Annotated in this window: 19 protein-coding genes; 13 read left to right on the plus strand and 6 right to left on the minus strand. The window is 67.1% G+C overall.

Features of this window, described 5'->3' with window-relative positions:
* Window positions 1-159 precede the first annotated feature (159 nt).
* The 7 genes from ACFPOU_RS16475 (at window position 160) to ACFPOU_RS16505 (ending at window position 4,150) form a co-directional block, all read left to right on the plus strand.
* Window positions 160-288, plus strand: coding sequence for a hypothetical protein (locus ACFPOU_RS16475; protein WP_379723482.1), 129 nt, complete (start codon window positions 160-162; stop codon window positions 286-288).
* Between the two features lie 281 nt (window positions 289-569).
* Window positions 570-752 carry a hypothetical protein gene (locus tag ACFPOU_RS16480; protein WP_379723485.1) on the plus strand — a complete coding sequence of 61 codons (183 nt, stop codon included), beginning with the start codon at window positions 570-572 and terminating at the stop codon, window positions 750-752.
* A gap of 24 nt (window positions 753-776) precedes the next feature.
* The gene (locus tag ACFPOU_RS16485) at window positions 777-947 is read left to right on the plus strand and encodes a hypothetical protein (protein WP_379723488.1); all 171 of its coding nucleotides are present in this window, start codon (window positions 777-779) and stop codon (window positions 945-947) included.
* Between the two features lie 283 nt (window positions 948-1,230).
* On the plus strand, window positions 1,231-1,602 hold the full coding sequence (locus ACFPOU_RS16490; RefSeq protein WP_379723491.1) for a LiaI-LiaF-like domain-containing protein: 372 nt from the start codon (window positions 1,231-1,233) through the stop codon (window positions 1,600-1,602).
* Window positions 1,595-2,341 carry a LiaI-LiaF-like domain-containing protein gene (locus ACFPOU_RS16495; protein ID WP_379723494.1) on the plus strand — a complete coding sequence of 249 codons (747 nt, stop codon included), beginning with the start codon at window positions 1,595-1,597 and terminating at the stop codon, window positions 2,339-2,341. Before ACFPOU_RS16490 ends, ACFPOU_RS16495 begins: the two co-directional genes overlap by 8 nt.
* Window positions 2,341-3,417 carry a sensor histidine kinase gene (locus ACFPOU_RS16500; RefSeq protein WP_379723497.1) on the plus strand — a complete coding sequence of 359 codons (1,077 nt, stop codon included), beginning with the start codon at window positions 2,341-2,343 and terminating at the stop codon, window positions 3,415-3,417. Before ACFPOU_RS16495 ends, ACFPOU_RS16500 begins: the two co-directional genes overlap by 1 nt.
* A gap of 4 nt (window positions 3,418-3,421) precedes the next feature.
* A complete protein-coding gene (locus ACFPOU_RS16505) occupies window positions 3,422-4,150 on the plus strand; it encodes a LytR/AlgR family response regulator transcription factor (protein ID WP_379723500.1) in 729 nt (242 codons plus the stop codon).
* Window positions 4,151-4,247: 97 nt separating this feature from the next.
* On the opposite strand, the gene ACFPOU_RS16510 is transcribed toward ACFPOU_RS16505, so the two are convergent.
* The 3 genes from ACFPOU_RS16510 to ACFPOU_RS16520 all read right to left on the minus strand — a co-directional run bounded on the left by ACFPOU_RS16510 (window position 4,248) and on the right by ACFPOU_RS16520 (window position 9,057).
* Window positions 4,248-6,536 (minus strand): ATP-dependent DNA helicase, encoded by a 2,289-nt coding sequence (locus ACFPOU_RS16510; RefSeq protein WP_379723502.1) that lies wholly within the window; start codon window positions 6,534-6,536, stop codon window positions 4,248-4,250.
* Window positions 6,518-8,167, minus strand: coding sequence for a VRR-NUC domain-containing protein (locus ACFPOU_RS16515; RefSeq protein ID WP_379723505.1), 1,650 nt, complete (start codon window positions 8,165-8,167; stop codon window positions 6,518-6,520). Before ACFPOU_RS16515 ends, ACFPOU_RS16510 begins: the two co-directional genes overlap by 19 nt.
* 101 nt (window positions 8,168-8,268) lie before the next feature.
* Window positions 8,269-9,057 carry a hypothetical protein gene (locus ACFPOU_RS16520; RefSeq protein WP_379723508.1) on the minus strand — a complete coding sequence of 263 codons (789 nt, stop codon included), beginning with the start codon at window positions 9,055-9,057 and terminating at the stop codon, window positions 8,269-8,271.
* Between the two features lie 108 nt (window positions 9,058-9,165).
* Between ACFPOU_RS16520 and ACFPOU_RS16525 the strand changes: the two genes are divergently transcribed.
* The 4 genes from ACFPOU_RS16525 to ACFPOU_RS16540 all read left to right on the plus strand — a co-directional run bounded on the left by ACFPOU_RS16525 (window position 9,166) and on the right by ACFPOU_RS16540 (window position 15,584).
* Window positions 9,166-9,999 (plus strand): M15 family metallopeptidase, encoded by an 834-nt coding sequence (locus ACFPOU_RS16525; protein WP_379723668.1) that lies wholly within the window; start codon window positions 9,166-9,168, stop codon window positions 9,997-9,999.
* Between the two features lie 97 nt (window positions 10,000-10,096).
* Window positions 10,097-13,822 (plus strand): type VI secretion system membrane subunit TssM, encoded by a 3,726-nt coding sequence (gene tssM, locus ACFPOU_RS16530; protein WP_379723511.1) that lies wholly within the window; start codon window positions 10,097-10,099, stop codon window positions 13,820-13,822.
* Window positions 13,822-14,787: a type VI secretion system-associated protein TagF gene (tagF, locus tag ACFPOU_RS16535; RefSeq protein ID WP_379723514.1), complete on the plus strand. Its 966-nt coding sequence runs from the start codon at window positions 13,822-13,824 to the stop codon at window positions 14,785-14,787. Before tssM ends, tagF begins: the two co-directional genes overlap by 1 nt.
* Window positions 14,784-15,584, plus strand: a complete 801-nt coding sequence (locus tag ACFPOU_RS16540; RefSeq protein ID WP_379723517.1) for an OmpA family protein — start codon at window positions 14,784-14,786, stop codon at window positions 15,582-15,584. The genes tagF and ACFPOU_RS16540 overlap by 4 nt, the downstream gene beginning before the upstream one ends.
* 61 nt (window positions 15,585-15,645) lie before the next feature.
* On the opposite strand, the gene icmH is transcribed toward ACFPOU_RS16540, so the two are convergent.
* The 3 genes from icmH to tssJ all read right to left on the minus strand — a co-directional run bounded on the left by icmH (window position 15,646) and on the right by tssJ (window position 18,391).
* On the minus strand, window positions 15,646-16,410 hold the full coding sequence (gene icmH, locus ACFPOU_RS16545; protein WP_379723520.1) for a type IVB secretion system protein IcmH/DotU: 765 nt from the start codon (window positions 16,408-16,410) through the stop codon (window positions 15,646-15,648).
* Window positions 16,407-17,753 carry a type VI secretion system baseplate subunit TssK gene (gene tssK / locus ACFPOU_RS16550; RefSeq protein WP_379723523.1) on the minus strand — a complete coding sequence of 449 codons (1,347 nt, stop codon included), beginning with the start codon at window positions 17,751-17,753 and terminating at the stop codon, window positions 16,407-16,409. Before tssK ends, icmH begins: the two co-directional genes overlap by 4 nt.
* A gap of 62 nt (window positions 17,754-17,815) precedes the next feature.
* A complete protein-coding gene (gene tssJ, locus ACFPOU_RS16555; protein WP_379723526.1) occupies window positions 17,816-18,391 on the minus strand; it encodes a type VI secretion system lipoprotein TssJ in 576 nt (191 codons plus the stop codon).
* 190 nt (window positions 18,392-18,581) lie between these two features.
* On the opposite strand from tssJ, the gene ACFPOU_RS16560 reads away from it, so the two are divergent.
* Window positions 18,582-19,160 (plus strand): tetratricopeptide repeat protein, encoded by a 579-nt coding sequence (locus tag ACFPOU_RS16560; protein WP_379723530.1) that lies wholly within the window; start codon window positions 18,582-18,584, stop codon window positions 19,158-19,160.
* A 47-nt stretch (window positions 19,161-19,207) separates the two neighbouring features.
* A complete protein-coding gene (gene tssB, locus ACFPOU_RS16565; protein ID WP_379723533.1) occupies window positions 19,208-19,708 on the plus strand; it encodes a type VI secretion system contractile sheath small subunit in 501 nt (166 codons plus the stop codon).
* Window position 19,709: the final 1 nt, after the last annotated feature.

The raw sequence follows: 19,709 nt of genomic DNA on the forward strand, positions 1-19,709 counted from the left end.
CCTTCGGTTCCTTTAAGGTGCTAAGTGCGGGAAGCGGCGCTCGCGCTTGGGACCCGTGTATCACAAGGCCGGTGTGCACAGTCCAATTGCGGAAAAATTTGTCGCCCCCCATCAGCCCAGCGATGCCGCTGTGGCGCGCGTTGAAGCTACCTTCAAGTTATGGATGGGTGCTTCGACGCCAGCCACAACATTGCGCCGAACCTGATCGTTTCGTTCGGCGAAGAAGAACAGCAGAAACTCGACGGCAGCGGCCGCCAGTTCTACCTGAACCTGAAATACAAGTTCTGAAGCGCGGCGTTCGAAGCGTGAGACGCAAGGGGAAGCTGCGGCTTCCCTTTTTCCATGCGCGCGGGCGGCCACCGACTCATCCTTGCTCGCAGTGTGCGTCATTTAACGGTGCGTCAGCAGTGGTCTCGCTAAGATGAAGCCGTGTGAGTGAGGCGCCAGCGAATTCGTTCAGCGGGCCTGCCAAATATCTCAACAGGTTAGCCGGTCGCCTCGAGGATCGGCACCATATTCCGGCCGCTGCCAAGCGCGACGGCGCCATGAAAACAGGAAGCGGAGGCCCCATGTCTGCCACGACCATGCATCCACCCAAGCACCTGGTGCGCGAATATCTCGCGCGCCGCTCGCGCGATCCGCAGCCGCCGCCGACGCCCGAGGAAATCCGGCGCCAGCTGGGGTGGGGGATCGTCGACGCGGAAGTGTGTGAAACCGCTCACCACCCGGCCGCTGCCGCCGCTTTCGGCTAATTCGTTTTAACAGAGGAGAAATACATGACCAAGCGTATCGGTAACAAGCACGAAGCCCAGCACCGCGGCATCGAGGAACGTCTCGACATCCGCCGTACCAATATCGCACGCGAGGCTGTCAAGCAAGCCACGGCGCGCGCCAAATACCGCAACCAGGTCAAGAACCAGCCGTCGATGTCCGCATCGGCCGCCTGATCTCCAGGTAGCGCACAGCCCGCCCCGGCAACGCGGCGGGCTTTTTGTCGTCCCGTGCCGGTGTTTCCAGCGCTACATTGAGCTCAAGTTTGCGCTGCGGCGCCATTGCGCGCTTGTGATCTCCCACGTCCCATTGTCGACCTCCCACCTCCCACCTCCCGCCGGCGCGTCGTTCGCCGATTCCTCCGCCATTCGCCGATCCCGCGCCGTCGTTCGCCGAAAGGGGCTTTGCTCGCGCTGCACTCCCCGCTATCGTATAAGTATCACAACACGGAGGACGCACATGAGTACCGAAAACGGCTATACCGCGCGCAAGCAGATGCTGTGGGGGCTGGTCCTGATCGCCATTGGCCTGGCCTTCCTGCTCGACCGACTGGATATCGTCGATGTGTCGACGGTATGGCACTATTGGCCGCTGCTGCTGGTCGTGGTCGGCATCAACCAGACCATCGGCTACCCGAGCGCGCGCGAGTTCAGGAGCGGCCTGTGGACGATCTTCGTCGGCCTGTGGCTGTTCGCGGTGTTCGAAGGCTTGTTTGGCCTGACTTTCCGCAACAGCTGGCCGCTGTTCCTGCTGATGGCGGGCGCACAGCTGGTGCTGTCGCCCGCGATCGAGCGCCGCTTCCCGCAAGCGAAGGAGAAGGACCGTGCATAAGGACACAGCCGACCGCCAGGCGCGCCGCGGCGCGACCAGCCAGGTGCTGATGGGCGTGCTGGTCATCGCCCTCGGCCTGCTGTTCTTGCTGGATAACCTCGATATCATCGAGGTTCGCGCCGCGCTGGCCTTCTGGCCGCTGATCTTCATCTTCGCCGGCGTGGCCAAGCTGCTCGATACCTCGACCCCGGACGGCTACCTGGTCGGCCTGGCCGGCATCGGCATCGGCGTGGCGATGATCCTGGATCGCCTCGGGATCATCGACTTTTCCTGGCGCGCGGCCTGGCCCCTGATCCTGATCGCGGCCGGGGGCATGGTCGTATACCGCGCCACGACCGGGCAGCGCGCGGCACGTTTCGGCGTCGCCGTCCCCGGCGGCAAGGAGCAGCTGCGGGAGGGCGCCGGATCCGAGGCGCAGACGGTGGACGCGACGGCCGTGCTGGGCGGCTTCGAGCGGCGCGTGCACACCAAGGACTTTCGCGGCGGCGAAGTGACCGCGGTGATGGGCGGCTGTACGCTCGACCTGCGCGACGCCTCCATCTGCGGTGAAGCGGTGATCCACGTATTCGCCTTCTGGGGCGGCGTGACGCTCAAGGTGCCGCCCGACTGGACGGTGATCCTGCAGGGTACGCCGATCATGGGCGGGTTCGAGGAAAAGACCGTGGCGCCGCCGGACGGCAGCAAGCGCCTGGTCGTGCGCGGCTACGCGATCATGGGCGGCGTCGAGGTGCGCAACTGATGCTGGGGGCCTTCGGCACACGGCGCAGCACCGCGCTCTATCTGGCCGCCTGGGCGCTGCTCGGGGTGCTGCTCGCCGGCCTGATGGTGGCGGCCGGCGGCGCTCCCTGGAGCGCGAGCCTGCCGTTCGCCGTCCCGCTGGCGCTGGCCTATGGCTGCGCCAGCGGCTTCTCGGCGTATTACCTGTGCCGCGCCTATCCGCTGGCGACGCGCTCCCTGGGCACCGTGCTCGGCGTGTTCACCTGCAGCGCGGTATGCGCCGGCGCGCTCTGGGCCGCGGCCGGCAACGGTTTCGCCGAAAGCCTGCGGCCCCTGGTGCCCGGCCTGCCGCCGATGACGCGTCCTTTCGTGGCGCTGATGTTCGGCCTGGGCGTGATCCTGTACGGCTTGACCGCGGTCGCGCATTACCTGGCACTCGAATTCGAGCGGGCGCGCAGTCTGGAGCGGCGCGAGCTCGAGATGAAGATCGCGGCCCAGGAAGCGGAGCTGCGCATGCTGCGCACCCAGATCGATCCGCACTTCCTGTTCAACAGTCTCAATTCCATCAGCGCGCTGACCTCGATCGATCCGGCCGCCGCGCGCGGCATGACCTTGCAGCTGTCGAACTTCCTGCGTCGCAGCCTCGGCATGGATGCCCAGCGCAAGGTGGCGCTCGACGAGGAGATCGTCCTGGTGCGGGCATTCCTCGCGATCGAACAGGTGCGCTTCGGCGCGCGCCTGCGTTTCGAGCACCTGATCGGCGAAGGAGCCGGACAATGCCTGCTGCCGCCGATGCTGCTCCAGCCCCTGGTGGAGAACGCCGTCAAGCATGGCATCGGCAACCGGCTCGACGGCGGCACGGTGAGCATCGCCGCCGAACGTGCCGGCGCCTTGTTGCGCATCCGCGTCGAGAACGACGCAGACTGGGACGACGCCAGCCAGCCGGCCGCCGGCTGCGGCATCGGCCTCGCCAACGTGCGCCAGCGCCTGCTGGCGACCTACGCCCACGCGGCCAGCGTGCATTGGACGCGGCATGACGCGCGCTTCCGGGTCGACATTGCACTGCCCGCCGAAAGCGAACCCGAAAAGGAGAAGTGAGACCATGCGTGTCATCATCGTCGACGATGAATTCCTGGCGCGCGCACTCTTGCGCGAGTACCTGGCCGCACGTGCGGACATCGAGATCGTGGCCGAATGCGCGAACGGCTTCGAGGCGGTCAAGGCTATCGGCGAACTGCAGCCGGACCTCGTCTTCCTCGACATCCAGATGCCGAAACTCGACGGCTTCGAGGTGGTGGAGCTGGCCGGCACGCGCACGCGGTATGTGTTCGTGACGGCTTACGACCAGTTCGCGCTGAAGGCCTTCGAGGTGCGCGCGATCGATTACCTGCTGAAACCGTTCAGCCGCGAGCGCCTGGCGCAGGCGCTCGACAGCGCCAGGGCGCGCACGACGCCGCCGGAGCAGGTGGAAGCGGTGGCGCTCGAAGCCGCGCGCCGCCACGGCCCCCTCGAACGGATCCTCGTGCGCGACGGCGCGTGCGTGCACGTGGTGCCCGTCGCGGACATCGACTGGATCGAAGCCCAGGACGACTATGTGCAGATCAGCGCGGGCGGGCGCACGCACCTGAAGAACGGCCGCATGGCCGAGCTGGAGCAGGGTCTCGACCCCGCGCTGTTCGTGCGCGTGCACCGCTCCTACATCGTGCGGGTGGGCGCGATCGGACGCATCGAGGCACCGACCAGGGACAGCTGGTGCGCGGTGCTCGAGGACGGCAAGCGGGTGCCGGTCAGCCGCAGCGGCTACCAGCGGGTAATGCAGGTCATGCGCTGAGTACTTGACCGGAAAGGAACGCGATCCCGGCCAACGGAACCGGAGGCGGTGCGAGCACGCGCCGCCGCAGCAATGCGCCGCGTCCGGCAGCCCTTGGCTACGCGGTCAGTGCCTCGACCCGCCACCAGCGCGGCAACAGTTCGCGCACGGCGCCCTGGTCGAAACGGTCGTCGATCAGGTAGACCACGCCCTGGTCAAGCTCGGTGCGGATCACCCGTCCCGCCGCCTGCACCACCTTCTGCAAGCCCGGATACAAATAGGTGTAGTCGTAGCCGGCGCCGAACATCGCCTGCATGCGCGTGCGCAGCTGCTCGTTGACGGGATTGAGCTGGGGTAGGCCGAGGGTGGCGACGAACGCGCCGATCAGGCGCGCGCCGGGCAGGTCGATGCCTTCGCCAAACGATCCGCCCAGCACCGCAAAGCCGATGCCGCTTCCCTCGGGATGGAAGCGCGCCAGGAAGCCGGCGCGTTCGGCCTCGCTCATGCGCCGCTCCTGGCGCCAGATCGGCACCTCGGGATGCTCCCCGGCGAACAGGTTCGCGGCCTGTTCCAGGTAATCGAAGCTGCTGAAGAAAGCGAGGTAGTTGCCGGGCTTTCGGGCGTACTGCGCAGCCATCAGCCGGGCGATCGGGGCCAGCGAGGCAGCGCGGTGCTGGTAGCGTGTCGAGATGCGCCCGGCGACGTGCACCGTCAACTGCGCGGCGCTGAAGGGCGACTCGACATCGATCCAGCCGGTATTTCCGGGCAGGCCGAGCAGGTCGGCGAAATAATGCCAGGGACTGAGCGTGGCCGAAAACAGGGTCACCGAATGCGCGCCTTCGAAACGCGGTGCGAGGAAGGGCGCCGGCACCACGTTGCGGATGCAAATGGTGCTGTCACTGTCTTTGCCCTGACCCTGGCGCGCCAGGTCGCACAGCGAATGCGGGCCGAAGGATTCGGCCAGGCGCGTGAAGTGCAGGGCGTCGAAGTAAAAGCGCTGCAAGGCGGGATCGAGCGGGCCCGGTTGTTCCGCGATGAAGTCGTTGATGGTGCCAGTCGCGTGCGCCAGCGCGTCGAGCAGCTTCTCGCCCGGCGCCGCGAGCACCTGGTAGGACGCCGGCGCGGCTGCGTCGATCCCGCCCCAGACGCGCGCGATCTTGCTCAACGCTTTTTTCACCGGCGGCGGCGCGCCGGCCCGCGCGGCGCGCAGGGCGGCCCGATCGAGTTCGCAGGAATACATCGAGCGCGCGCGGGCGACCATGTTGTGCGCCTCGTCGACCAGTACGCTGGCGCGCCAGCCATTGGACTGGGCCAGCGCGTACAGCATCGCGCTGCCGTCGAAATAATAGTTGTAGTCGCCGATCGCGACATCGGTCCAGCGCGCCATCTCGCTGCCCAGGTAATAAGGGCAGACGTCGTGCGTCAGGCCGACCTCGCGCAGCGCGGCGCGGTCCAGCACCGGCACCGTCAGGGCCGCCTGGCGCGCGCCCGGCAGGCGGTCGTAGAAGCCCTTGGCCAGCGGGCAGGAATCGCCATGGCAAGCCTTGTCGGGATGCTCGCATGCCTTGTCGCGCGCGGCCAGTTCCAGCACGCGCAGCGGCAGCGCAGGCGCGTCGCGGCGGATCGCCCGGACGGCGTCGAGCGCGAGCTGGCGGCCGGGCGTCTTGGCCGCCAGGAAGAAGATCTTGTCGATGCCCTGGCCGGGCGCGGCTTTCAGCACCGGGAACAGGCTGCCGATGGTCTTGCCGATGCCCGTGGGCGCCTGGGCCAGCAGGCAGCGCCCGGTGGCGTTGGCCTTGAAGACGGTTTCGGCAAGCTGGCGCTGGCCCGGCCGGAAGTGCGCATGCGGAAAGCGCAGGCCGCCGAGGGCGGCGTCGCGCGCCTCGCGGTGGCGCAGTTCCTGTTCGGCCCAGGCGGTGAAGCGTCCGCACGCTTCCTCGAAGATGGTCTTCAGCTCCACGGCGCTGCGCGTTTCGTCCAGCGAGGTTTCGAGGCCGCTGCCGATTTCGTAGTAGACCAGCGCGAGGTTGACGCTGTCGAGTCCGCGCGCGGCGCACAACAGGTGGCCGTAGACGCGCAGCTGGGCCCAGTGCAGGTGGCGATGGTTGTCCGGCATCGTGGAGAGCTGGCCGCGATAGGTCTTGACTTCCTCGAGCAGGTTGCGGGCAGGGTCGTAGCCGTCGGCGCGGCCGCGCACGTGCAGCGGGCCGAAGTCGCCGGACAGCGTGACCTCGGCCTGGTAGCCTTCGCCGCGGCGCGCGGCCACGACCGCGTGGCCGGCGATGCCTTCCTGGGCGGTGGGCGAGGGCGTGAAACGCAGGTCGAGGTCACCGCGCTTGGCCGTGAATTCGCACAGCGCGCGCACGGCGACGCCATACGTCGGCCCGCTCACGCGGCCTGGCTCCATTGCAGGTAGCAGACGGCCACCGGCATGTCGTGCGCCGCGCAGTAGTCGATCCAGCGCAGCTGGTTGTCCTGCAGGCGGTCGCCCGGTCCCTTCACCTCGATCATCCGGTAGCGGCGCTCGGCCGGCCAGAACTGGATCAGGTCGGGAAAGCCGGTACGGTTGACCTTCACGTCGGCCAGGATGCGTTCGCACCAGCGCTTGAGGTGGGCGGCGGGGATGCAGTCCAGAGCCAGCTCCAGCAGCGTGCGGTCGAGCGATTCCCAGGACACGAAGGGGGCCGAGATGCCGGCCTTCTCTTCAAAGTGGGCGAGGATCGTGGCGCGGTAGCGGCCGTCGTCGCACTGGGCCAGGCAGTCGGCGAATTCCTGCGCACGGCGACGGTGGAAGTCGAGGCTGTACAGGTCGGCCGGGGCGCGGTGGAAGGGGTGAAAGAAGGCGCCGGGAATGGCGGCGAAGATCGCGCGCCAGCACAGCAAGCCGAACAGGGCGTTGGCCAGCATGTTCTCGACGTAGAACACGGGCGCGTCCTCGCAGGCGAGGTGGTCGCGCACTGCCCCTTCGACCCAGGGAGCCTCGCCCGGCACCGGCAGGCACAGGTCGAGTCGGACAGGGACGGCAGGCCGGCGCGCGATCGATTTCGGGTGGCCAAGCTTGCGCGCCAGGCGCGGTCCGATGCGCAGCAAATGCTGGGACTCGGCGTCGTTCTCGGGCGCGCGTTCGGCTTGCTGCAGCAGCTGCCAGGCTTCGAGGGTGCGCTCGGCCTTTTCCAGCACGCGGATCGCACGCCCGCGCGCACCCGGATAGCCGCAGCGCGTGTAGACGGCGATCGCCCGTTCCCAATCCTGCCGCTTTTCAAAATGCTGGCCGACCTGGAACAGGAATTTCTCGCGCCGGCCCTCCAGCCAGTCGTTGTCGAAGGCCTGCATCGGCAGCTCGTTCACCACGTCCTCGATGGCCTCCTCGCCGGCATAGAAGCGCTCCTTGCAGGCGTGCAGCCGCAGGTAATGCTCGATGTCGCGCCCACTGCGAAAGGCGCGCGAGGCCGGCGAAAATTCAACCTGCTCGTAGCGGAACACGCCCAGGTCGGCCAGCACGAATTCGGTCCAGTCCTGGCGCAGGTTGCCGAAGAAAATCAGGCGCAAGCGGTCGCACATCGGTTTGACTAGGATGCGCAGGGCGACATCGGTGCAGCCGGCATACCAGCCCGAGAAGGCGCGGCTGTCGGCAAACTGCGCGCGCAAGCTGTCGAGCTGCTCAGCCTTGCGTGCACTCTTCTGGTGCAGATGAGGATGGAAGACCGTGGCGATTTCGGGCTTGGCCAGCACGTCGAACAGCTCGTCGAGCGAGAGCACGGGATCGCGTTCGATCCAGCCGGTCGGCAGCAAGTGTTCGGCAGCGGCGACCGGACAGCCGATCTCCGCATACCGCATTTTGCTGGCCCGGAACAAATTCCCCTTGCGCATGACCATGCGTACAAACAAGGCGCGCGCCGGCTGCGGCAGCCCGGGGAAGGCGGCGATGAAGGCATGTTCGTCATCGGTCAACAGGTCGCCGTAACGCCCGCCGATCCAATCGAGGACACTCTGGAAATTATCCAGGTAATAAAACTCGTTTTCCAGAACCCGATTCATTGTGTGAGGCGACAACTGTGCTTATGTACAGTATAGCCTCAGGCCGCGCGAAGACCCAGCCCTTTCGGCCCTCCAGCGTGCGGCCGTGGTTTTTTGCCACATCAGGGGCGGGTGGATTTGGGCTGGCACCTGGCGCCGCTGCAGGCGCCGGCAGGTTCGGATTCGCCGCGGTGGCGTTCCGAATGCGCGATGATGGCCGATATCAGGGCGACATCGCTGTCGACCGGGGCGTCGCCTGCCGGCGCCGCGCCCTTGCGTGCGCGCGCAGCCGCTTCCGGCCTGGCTTTCGGCGTGCCGGCGACGCGGGTGGCGGCCGCCCTGGCCGCGCGGACGGCCGGTTTGACGGTCTTCGCGGCTTTCTTATCGAGGGCGGGCCGGGCCGCCACGCGCGGCGGATCGGATTTGACGCCGGCCCGGACTTGCGCCTTCGTCGGTGTCGACTGCGCCTTGTCCTGGGCCGGGCGTGGTCCCGGTAAGGGCGGCTTCGTGTTCTTGATTTCCCTTGGCGGCAACATGACCAGCGGCGGCGGCGCGCTGGCGGGCGTGGTGTCGCGGGCGCGCACCGATTCGTCGACGATGACGGCCGTGCGCGACGCGTCGGCGGCGGGTGCCGGTGCGGCGCCCGGTGCGACCGGCGGGGGTAGGGCGGCGTCCGCCATCACCGCCGGGGCGGCGGCGATCGCATCGTACCGGAACTGCAATTGCTGCGCCGTCTTGTGGTTGTCGTAGGCCAGCCAGGCCACGCCGCCGGCGAGGATGCCGGCCAGCGCCGCCGCCGCTCCGTAGGAAGCGAGGCGCGCGCCCGACATGCGGGTGCCCGGACGTCGGGCGGAATCGCGTTCGAGCATGGCGAGGATGTTCTCTTCGCCAGCGCCACGGCGCGACGACATCAGGTTTGGTCTTGTCGAGGCTGCTTGATTTTCGTCTGTAGGGCGCACGGCGTAACTCCTAAGATGGTCGTTCTTGCTCTGATTAGAAACAATCTGGGGAAATCCATGCTGATCTTCGTCGCACTTCTGTATTTTTGCGTCGCCTGCAGCTTGATGTGGCTGGCATGTTTCCCGGGCGGACGGACATGGCTCACTGGATGGATGTTCGGTGTGCGCAGCCGGCTCGGGCGCATGGCGTTCCGGCGTCCGGCCTGGCCGACGGGCCTGCTGCCGGACCGGCGCGACCTGCGCGCCGTAGCCCAGTCGGCGCTCCGGCAAATGCGCCGCCACTGGATCGCGCTGGCGGTCCTGGTGCCGGCGGTGGCGATACCCTCCTTGCTGGCGCTGGCGCTGCGCACGCCCGACATGCTGCCCAGCTATGAGCCGGTCGAGGCGCTGCCCGACGCCCAGATCGCGGCGCTCCTGCGCGGCGAACAGCTGGTGCCGCCAAGCGACCCGCCGCCGCTGGCGTTTTCGACCCAGGAAGTGGTGCAGGTGCGGCCGATGCTGGTGAGCGCGAGCCGCAACTGGGGCTTGATGCATCCGGAATTCAGCCAGCGCCTGCTGCTCGCATTCAAGATCATGAAAGAAAAGTATGGCTATGACATGGCCTTGCTCGAGGGCTACCGCAGTCCGGCGCGCCAGGACGCACTGGCGCAGCTGGGAAGTGCGGTGACCAATGCACGCGCCTTCCAGAGCTGGCACCAGTACGGCCTGGCAGCCGACTGCGCATTCTGGCGCAACGGCAAGCTGGTGATCTCGGAAAAAGATCCTTGGGCCATGCGTGGCTACCAGCTTTACGGCGAAGTCGCGGAGCAGCTCGGCATGACTTGGGGCGGCCGCTGGAAAATGATGGATCTGGGCCACACCGAACTGCGCCTGCGGGGAGTGATGCGGCGCTGACCGGCCGCCAGCGGGATTGAGAAAAGTCAAATTTTCGATAGGCAATAGATGCGAGCATTGCCTGTCAGACTTTCCTCCAACTTCACACGTTCCCGCCATGGCCCGTCTCTGGAACTTCCTCACCGACAGCCGCGTGCTTGTCGTGACCGGCATCACCGCCTCCCTCGGTATCCTGTTCCTCACCGCGGAAACTTTCGAACTCGGCCTGATCTGGGCCCTCATCTCGGCGCTGGTGCTGCTGGCCCTGTGGGGTAGTTACTGGGGCCTGCGCCAGCTCGTGCGCCGGCGCCAGGCCGCGCGCCTGACCGACAGCCTGGCCAAGAGCAGTGCCGCCGGCGTCGACGAAAACGGCAAGAGCGAAGTGGCGGTGCTGCGCAAGAACATGATCGAGGCGATCGCCACGATCAAGACCTCGAAGCTGGGCTTGACGCGCGGCGCGGCGGCACTCTACGAGCTGCCCTGGTACATGGTCATCGGCAATCCGGCGGCGGGCAAGAGCAGTGCCATCACGCACTCCGGCCTGACTTTCCCAATTCCTGGAAGCAAGGCCGTGCGCGGCGTGGGCGGCACCCGCAACTGCGACTGGTTCTTCACCACCGACGGCATCCTGCTCGACACCGCGGGGCGCTATTCGGTGCAGGAAGGCGACCGCGCCGAATGGTTCAGTTTCCTGGAACTGCTGAAAAAACACCGCCGCCGCGCGCCGATCAACGGCATCCTGATCGCCGTCGGCGTGGCCGAGCTGAGCGCCGGTCCAGCCAGCGCGTCGATGGAGCTGGCGAAAAGCCTGCGCACGCGCGTGCAGGAATTGACCGAGCACCTGGGCGTGTACGCGCCGGTGTACGTGGTCTTTACCAAGGCCGACCTGATCGCGGGCTTCACCGATTTCTTCCACGATGCCGAACGCGCCGAACGCGATCGCGTCTGGGGCGCGACGCTGCGCTACAACCGGCGCAGCTCGCCGCAGGACGTGCTGGCCTTTTTCGATACCCATTTCGACGAGCTGCACGACGGCCTGAAGGAGATGAGCCTGGCGAACATGGCCGGCAACCGCAGCGCCCGCATCCGGCCCGGGGTATTTACCTTCCCGCTCGAATTCGCAGCGATCCGCAGTCCGCTGCGCGCCTTCCTGTCGACCCTGTTCGAGGAAAACACCTATCAGTTCAAGCCGGTGTTCCGCGGCTTTTATTTCACCAGCGCGCTGCAGGAAGGGCAGGTGCAGGACTTGTCGTCCAAGCGCGTGGCCAGCCGTTTCGACCTGGAACTGACCGGGCGCAAGGCGAACGAGGCGGAAGAGTCGAGCGCCGATGAGGGTTATTTCCTGCTCGACCTGTTCCGCAAGGTGATCTTCGCCGACCGCGACCTGGTCCGGCGCTATACCAATCCCGGCAGCACGCGCCTGAAGTATGCGGCCTTCTTCGGCGCGACCGTACTGCTGGGCGCGGCGCTGGGTGGCTGGAGCTGGGCCTACATGGGCAACGCGCAGCTGGTGGCGAACGTGCAGGCCGATCTCGACAAGGTCATGCGCTTGCAGGAAAAACGCATCGACCTGCAGGCGCGCCTGGAAGCGCTCGACATCCTGCAGGACCGGATCGAGCAGCTGGACAAATACCGCGACGACCAGCCCTGGGCGCTGTCGTTCGGCCTGTACCAGGGCGAGAAGCTCGAACGCAAGCTGCGCGACGAGTATTTCGCCGGCGTGCGCGCGGTGATGGTCGAACCGGTGGCCGGCGCGCTCGAGGCCATGCTGGCCGAGGTAAACGCGCATGCCGATGCGCTCGACCCGAATGCGCAGGCGGCGCCGAACAGCAAGCCCGGCCAGCCCTACCAGGAAGTCTCGCCGACGAACGTCGCCGATGCCTACAACGCCCTCAAGACCTATCTGATGCTGGGCGATAAAAGCCATGCCGAGCCGGGCCACCTGAACGACCAGCTGACGCGCTACTGGCGCACCTGGCTGGTCGCCAACCGCGGCGCGATGCCGCACGAGCAGATGATCCGCAGCGCCGAGCGGCTGCTGACCTTCCATCTGTCGCAGATCCACGACCAGGCCTGGCCGCAGGTGACCTTGAAACTGGGCCTGCTCGACTCGGCGCGCGAGAACCTGCGCCGCGTGGTGCGCGGCACGCCGGCGCGCGAGCGCGTCTACGCCGACATCAAGACCCGCGCCGCGACGCGCTTCCCGGCGGTAACGGTGGCGCGCATCGTCGGCGACGGCGACGCCGGCCTGGTCGCCGGCAGCCATGCGGTGAGCGGCGCCTTTACCCGCGCGGCCTGGGAAAAATACGTCCTCGGCGCTATTCGCGACGCGTCCAACCGCGAACTGCAGAGCACCGACTGGGTACTCAAGACCGTGGCCAAGGACGACCTGACGCTCGAGGGCAGCCCTGAACAGATCCAGAAGACCCTCGCCGACATGTACAAGACCGAGTACGCAAAGGAGTGGGGCAAGTTCGTGCAGGGCGTGACGGTGGTGGATCTGAAGGGCTTCGAAGGCAGCGTGATGGCCATGAACCGGCTCGGCGACCCGCAGACCTCGCCCATTGCGCGCCTGCTGAAAGCCATCTACGACGAAACCTCCTGGGACAATCCCGGCGCCGCGCGCGTCAGCCCCGGCAAGACCGAACGCACGCTGGCAGCCTGGTTCAGGGAAGTCGTGCTGCGCCGCGCGCCGGCGGATGCGCGCGCGCTGGCCGATGCCGTCGGTCCGCTGGCTGCCGGCGCGGCCGGCGCCATGGGGCCGATCGGACGCGAGTTCGCCGGCGTCGCCCGCCTGGTCGGCACGCGCGAAAAGGAAACGTCCCTGATGACCGGCTACCTCGACTGCCTGTCGCGCCTGCGTTCGCGCCTGAACCAGTTGAAGAACCAGGGCGACCCGGGTCCCGGCGCCAAGCAATTCATGCAGCAGACGCTGGAAGGCAGCGGCTCGGAGCTGGCCGACGCCCTCAAATATGTCGACGAGCAGATGCTGACCGGGATGAGCGACGCCCAGAAGGCGACGCTGCGGCCGCTGCTGGTGCGCCCGCTGGTCCAGACCTTCGCGATGATCGTGCTGCCGTCCGAATCCGAGATCAACAAGACGTGGCAGGCACAGGTGGTCGAGCCGTTCCAGAATACGCTGGCCGACAAGTATCCGTTCTCGCCGGGCAGCAGGATCGAAGCGACCAGCAACGAAATCGGCCAGGTCTTCGGGCCGGAGGGCATGGTCGCGAAATTCATCAACACCTCGATGGGTCCGCTGGTGATCAACCGCGGCAGCATGCTCACCGCGCGCACCTGGGCCGACATCGGCATCACGCTCACGCCGCAGGCGGTATCGGGCTTTCCGGGCTGGGTGGCGCCCTTGTCGAGCAACGGCGTGGCCGCGTCGAACGGCGGCGCGCCGCAGTCGGTCTTCCAGTTGCAGGCCCAGCCGGCGCCCGGCACGACCGAATACACGATCGAAATCGACGGCCAGCAGCTGCGTTACCGGAACACGCCGCCGGTCTGGACCAACATGGTCTATCCAGGTCCGGGCACCGCGGGCGCGCGCATCAGCGCGGTTACCTTCGACGGACGTACGGTGGAACTGTTCAACGAGCCGGGCCAGTTCGGCATGCGCAAGATGATCGAGGCGTCGACCCAGAAGCGCAAGAGTCCCGGCGTCAACGAGCTGCGCTGGGTCAGCGGCAACCTCGCCATCGTGGTCGACCTGCGCCTGGTCAGCAACGCCGCGGCCGCGGGTGGCGGCAAGGGCTTCCAGGGACTGCGCCTGCCGCAGACGATCGTCGGGCGCGCGATCGCCGAGCCGGCCATCGCCAGCCTGGCCGCGGGAGACCAGTGATGCGCACGCCCGCCCTCGACCGCATCGGCTACTTCGGCAAGATCCCGGCGCGCAGCGACTTCGTGAAACTCGCGCACGACGCCCCGGCCATGGGCATGCTCGACGACTGGCTGGCGGCCGTGATGCACCGCCTGCCGTCGGATGCGCGCTGGAAGATCAACTACGACGCCATGGCGCCGGTCAGTTTCGCCTTCGTCGGTCCGGCGCGCCGCCACGCCGTCGCCGGCCACCTGGTCGCCAGCCGCGACACGCCGGGCCGGCGCTTTCCCTTTCTGATGATGCGCACGCTCGACGTGCTCGACCCCGGTGCGTTCGTATCGCGCTGCCCGCTCGCCTTTGCGCCGCTCTGGTCCTTTCTGGCGGCGGCCACGCCCCAGGTCCTGGATGCCTGCGATCCGACCCTGCATCTGCAAGGCATCAGCGACGCTGCCATCACGCTGGGCGAAAGCGAGAACGCGCTGACTGCCTTCCTCGCCACGGACACGGTCGGCTCCTTGTCCGGCCTGCTCGGCGGCGAAGATGCCAGCCGCGTGATCCTCGCGCTCGGCCTGCTGCTGCAGCCGGTCATGCACAGCAAGCCGACCCAGCTCGATAAAAGCCTGGTGCTGCCGCTGCCGGACGACGAGGCGCTGCGTGCGCCGGTCGCCGCGTTCTGGCTCGAACTGGTGGCGCCCTTCGTGCGCCGCGCCGCTTTCGACCTGGCCCTGTTCCTGGCAACCCAGGAGGATCACGCGGTGCTGGTGATCGGCTTTTGCGGCGCCGCGGCCCAGACGTTGCGCGGCATCATCGATCCGCTCGTCGGCCAGGAGCAGCAGGTACGTTTGAACGACACCGGCTGGATCGACGAGCAGCTCGGCCTGGATGTCGACGTGCGCGCCCTGGCCAGCTATCTCGACCAGCCGCAGCTGCCCCTGAAGATGGCGCGCGACCTGTTCCTCAAGACTTTCATCGGAGACGTATCGTGAGCACATCGACTTTCCTGGCCGCCCTCTTGCTGGCGGCGGGCGCCGCGCAGGCCCAAACCCCGGCGGCGGCGCCGGCGCCCGGCATCCCTCCGGCGGCCGCCACCGCCGCGCCGATCGTCGCCGCCGGCACCGTTGCCGACGAAGCGAGCAAGGCGGCGCTGCTGGCGCGCCTGCGCGCGGTCTACGGGCAGGAGCGCGTGGTCGACCAGCTGGCCGTCGGCACCGTGTCGACGCCGGCCAACTGGAACGAGTATGTCGGACGCCTGGTCGGACCGAACCTGAAGATGATCAGCCGCGGCCAGCTCAAAATCGACGGCAATACGGTCAGCCTGCGCGGCGACGTGTCCAACGAAGCCCAGCGCCAGCAGATCGCGGGCGACATCGCCGCCAGCCTGAATCCCACCTACACGGTCAACAACGGCCTGCGTGTGGCAGCTTCCGAACAGAGCGTGCTCGATGCGGCGCTGGCCAACCGCCTGATCGAGTTCGAGTCGGGCAAGGCGGCCCTGACGCCGGCGGGCATGGCGATCCTAGACCAGATGAGCGAGGTCCTGAAGAAACTCAACGGCATCAAGGTCGAGGTGATCGGCCATACCGACAATGCCGGCTCGCGTGCCGGCAACCTGTCGCTCAGCCAGGCGCGCGCCGAAGCCGTGAAGACCTACGTCGCCGCGCGCGGCATCCACGCCGGCTCGATCAGCGTGTCGGGCGAGGGTCCGGACCGGCCGGTGGCGGACAACCGCACGCCGGACGGTCGGGCGCGCAATCGGCGGATCGAGTTCAAGGTCGTTCAGTAAAACCCATCGGAAAAGAAGAACGCCGCCGGTATCGCTACCGGCGGCGTTTCTCTTTGGCGGGTCAAGGCAGGGTGATCGTCACGTTCGCAGCGCGCGGCGGCAGTTTGACGAGGTCGTTGTAGCTGGCCAGCGCCGTGTCGGTGTCGTGCGACAGCTTGGCGCGAAAGCCGACATAGGCGGCAAGGCCGGCCAGCGCGAACACCGAGGTCAACACCCATAGCGACAGGTCGCTGCGCAAGGTGTTGACGATCTGGTCGGGCCGCTCGGCATGGGGCGCGAAGCCGCGGTTCTTGCCGCGCATGCGGGCGATTTCGTCGCCCAGGCGCGCCGTCAGGTAACTCAGCTTGTCATGGCCGTCGAGCGCGTAGCGGCCTTCGAAGCCGAGCAGCAGGCACATATGGAACACTTCCAGCGCTTGCAGGTGCACGCTGCCTTTCGCGCGCAGGTCCTCGAGCCGGTGGAAGAAGTGTTCGCCCGCGAGCTGGTCGCCGAACACGCGCAGCTGCAGCGGGCGCGTCTCCCAGGCGTCGCGGATCTCGTAGTTCGAGCGCAGGATGATCTCGTCGACCGCCGAGCAGAACGCATACTTGGCGGCGGTGACGTCTTCCGCGGCCACGCCGATGGCCTTGGCGCTGCGGTCGACGTCCCCGAGGAAGGCGGTCATGTGGTCGGCAAAGGCGGCCTTGCCGTGCGGGCCGCAGCCGTTTTTGAGCAGGAACAGGGCATAGAAGCCTTCGTACATCAGGTCGACGAGGCAATGAGGCGCGCTGCCGGCGGCGCCGCGTGCCGGCGCCGGTGCGGTGCGGCGTTCGACATGGGCGCTCATGCCGCCACCCCGATCAGGTCGAGCTGGAGGTCGCGAATCCCGTTCGGCACGTAGATCGAGATCGACTGCGCCTTGAGCATGCTCTCGTAGAGCTGGCCTTTGTTCTCGAGCGCGAAATAATGCGTGTCGGGGCGCACCGGAAGCGCGGCCGGCACCTGCGGCGCGTGGATCAGCTTGACGCCGGGCAGGGCCGAGAGCACGAACTTGTCGACGTCCTGCGGGGCGCCGAGCTTGAAGCGCAGCGGCACTACCTCGATCAGCTGCAGTGCCGGCATGTCGGCCGACACCGCGAGGTAGAGCGTGGTTTGCGCGGTGATCTTGCCGGAGTCGAGTGCGCCGAGGTGATAGGAAGGCCGCTCGTTCGAGAGTGCGATCGAGAAGTAGCGGCTCGAGACGACGGTATCGAGCAGGTCGCGCAGGATGGCGTCCAGGCGTGCGAAGGCGGGGCCGGGATCGAGGTGCGAATAGGCCGGCAAGTCTTCCAGCTTGTAGCTGCGCGAATAGGCCATCAGGCCGCCGGCGAGCATCAGCATGTCGCCGAACAGGCGCTCCGGATGCAGCTCGGGATGGTGCAGGTAATGCGACAGCGCCGCATAGCCGCTGCTGGCCGTGTGCAGCAGCCAGAACGAGGACATGTCGCCGCCGCGGATCTCGACCACGTTGCGGCTCGGCTCGCGCATGTGGCCGTACAGCGCATTGACCTTGGCCAGCAGCTTTTCCATCAGGCGCGCGGTCGCGTTGTGCAGGCCCGGCGCGCCTTCGATCGAGACGCTCGGGGCAATGAATGAAGGATCGACCTCGAAGCCGCCGGTGGCCACGCGCCGCAGGCGCACCAGCGGAAAGCTTTCGTAAGCGGCAAGGGCGTCGATGTCGGACACCAGGCGCACGGTTTTTTTCAAATACGTGATGTCGGCGTCGGCCGCGTGCGTAAACAGGTCATGGGTGTCGCACTCGTGCTGCACGAAACGGGCGTCGTCACGCTCGCCATCCATCCCGGCGCAGTTTTCCCCATGCGACTTGATGGCCGGCAGCGCGGCATGCAAGGTGATCGACTGGATGCTCGGCGCAAGCGCGCCGAGCTTGACCGGCAGCGGCAGCGCATCGCTTTCAGGCGCACGGACGATTTCACCGTCGGCAAAGACGAGCGAGAGCGCGTCGATGCGCAGCATGTCGTTCTTCAGCGCTTCGTGGTCGATGGCCAGGCGGCGCACGCCCCAGGCATATGGGTGCAGGGTGCGCGCCGTCTGGTTCAGGCGTGCCTCGTGGTAGCGGTCCTGCTGCTGGAAATGCTGGGGGCGCAAAAACAGGCCCTCTCCCCACAGCAGTTTCGATGGCATGTTCACTGTTACCTCGCGAGAGAATGTTTTAAGAAAAGAGTTGAGCTTGCGGGAATGCAGGCGCGCATTTATTGACAGCGCGCAGACGCCGGCGCCACGGTGCCGGAAGCATGTGGCTTCGCCCCTGCGCCGGCCGACAGCGTGCAGGCCTGGACGGCGATGGTCAGGCCGGCGCGTTCGGCCTCGTCGGCGGCGAAGGACATGCGCCAGCGCTGCGCCGCCGGCGAATGAAACAGCGCCACGACGCCCACATAGGCCGCGTCGCGCGGCAGCCGCTCGACGACTTCGTAGCGCTGGCCCGGCACCAGGGTCACGTCCCTGACCTCGACAAGGTCGGCGCCGAAAGCTTCGCGGTCGAGGCCGGGCATCAGGAAGACGGCATAGGGTGCCGCCTCGAAGGCGGCGTTCCGGCGCAGCGTGTACACCCGCGCCACCAGCGCGAGTGGCCGGCCCTGGGCGTCGGTGTTGAGTTTCGGCGCCGCATGCAGGCGCAGGGCGATGCTGCGCGCCGGCTTGAAGGCGTGCGCGGGGTCCGTCTTGCGCTGGCCGACGGCATCGAGTGCGCGTGCGGCCAGGCCGTCGTTGGCGCAGCCCGGCAGCGTCGCCACACAAAGAAGCAGGCAGGTAAAGGGAAGTAGCCGCATTGATCATTGCCTCTCGTAAATAATGCCATCGCTCATTTAACGGCAATGGCTGTGAGTCTCTCTGCGCTAGCGCAAACGGAACCGCCATCGCACGCGGTCAAGCCGAAGCGTTCCGTTGTTGACTACGCGCAATTCTCTTGGAATTGCTTCCCGAATAATGGCGGCTGGTTCAACGTACTGGAGACCACACATGATGTTCACACGACTGATGCCGGCCTTGGCGTGCGTCGCCCTCTTGACCGCCTGCGGTACCACCGGCGAAGTGTCGCGCAGCATGGCGAAGGGAGCGACGATGCAAGCCACCATCGCCGCGGCCGACGCCGCGGTGGCCGCGGGGCAGGGGGAACAGGCTTTCAAGCTGCTCAAGAGCGCCAGCCAGGCCTTCCCGGCCGATAAGACCCCCTGGGTGCGCATGGCGCAGATGCGCTTCGACAGCAAGGATTACGGCGAGGCGATCGTCAACGCGCTCGAGGCGATCGAGCGCGACCCCGACGACACGATGGCTAACAGCATTGCCGCCGTCAGCGGCCTGCGCGTGTCGAGCAAGTCGCTGGCCGAGCTCACGCGCAAGAATAGATTGAGCGGCAACGTGAAAACCGAGGCGGAGGAACTGGCCAGGCTGCTGCGCACGAGCCTGGGCGAAGACGTCCTGGTGCCGGGCGGCGCCAAGCGGCTGGCCACGCCGAAGCCGAGACCGCCGGCGGCGACGGCCGCGGCCGTGCCCAAATCCACGTCAGGCGCCAGCGACCCGTTTGGCGCGCTCAAGTAATCCTTGCGGGCCGGCGTCCGCCGGCCCCTCACTCTTTCGGAGCAGCCATGGCTAAAAATGAAAGCGTGCAGAAGCGCTTGCAGAAAGTGCGCGCGCCGCGTGTGCAGATGACCTATGACGTCGAGATCGGCGACGCCATCGAGAACAAGGAGCTGCCGTTTGTCGTCGGCGTGCTGGGCGACTTCGGCAATGACCCGAATGCCGAGAAGAAGCGCCTGAAGGACCGCAAGTTCGTCAACGTCGACGCCTCGAATTTCGACGAGGTGCTCAGCGGCGTTGCGCCCGCCGTGCAGTTCCGCGTCGAGAATCACTTGTCGGAAGAGGGCGGGCAGTTCGGCGTGCAATTGCAGTTCCGCGAGATGGGCGACTTCCGCCCCGAAGCCGTGGTGCAGCAGGTCGCGCCGCTGAAAGGATTGCTGGAAGCGCGTACCAAGCTGGCCGACCTGCGCAACAAGCTGGCCGGGAACGACAAGCTCGACGATATCCTGAGCGAAGTCCTGGGCAATACCGAAAAGCTCGCAGGCCTGCGCAAGACGGAGGACAAATAAC

Origin of the sequence: Massilia jejuensis (genome assembly GCF_042656795.1) — a bacterium.
In the GTDB taxonomy this organism is placed as follows: Bacteria; Pseudomonadota; Gammaproteobacteria; order Burkholderiales; family Burkholderiaceae_D; genus Telluria; species Telluria jejuensis.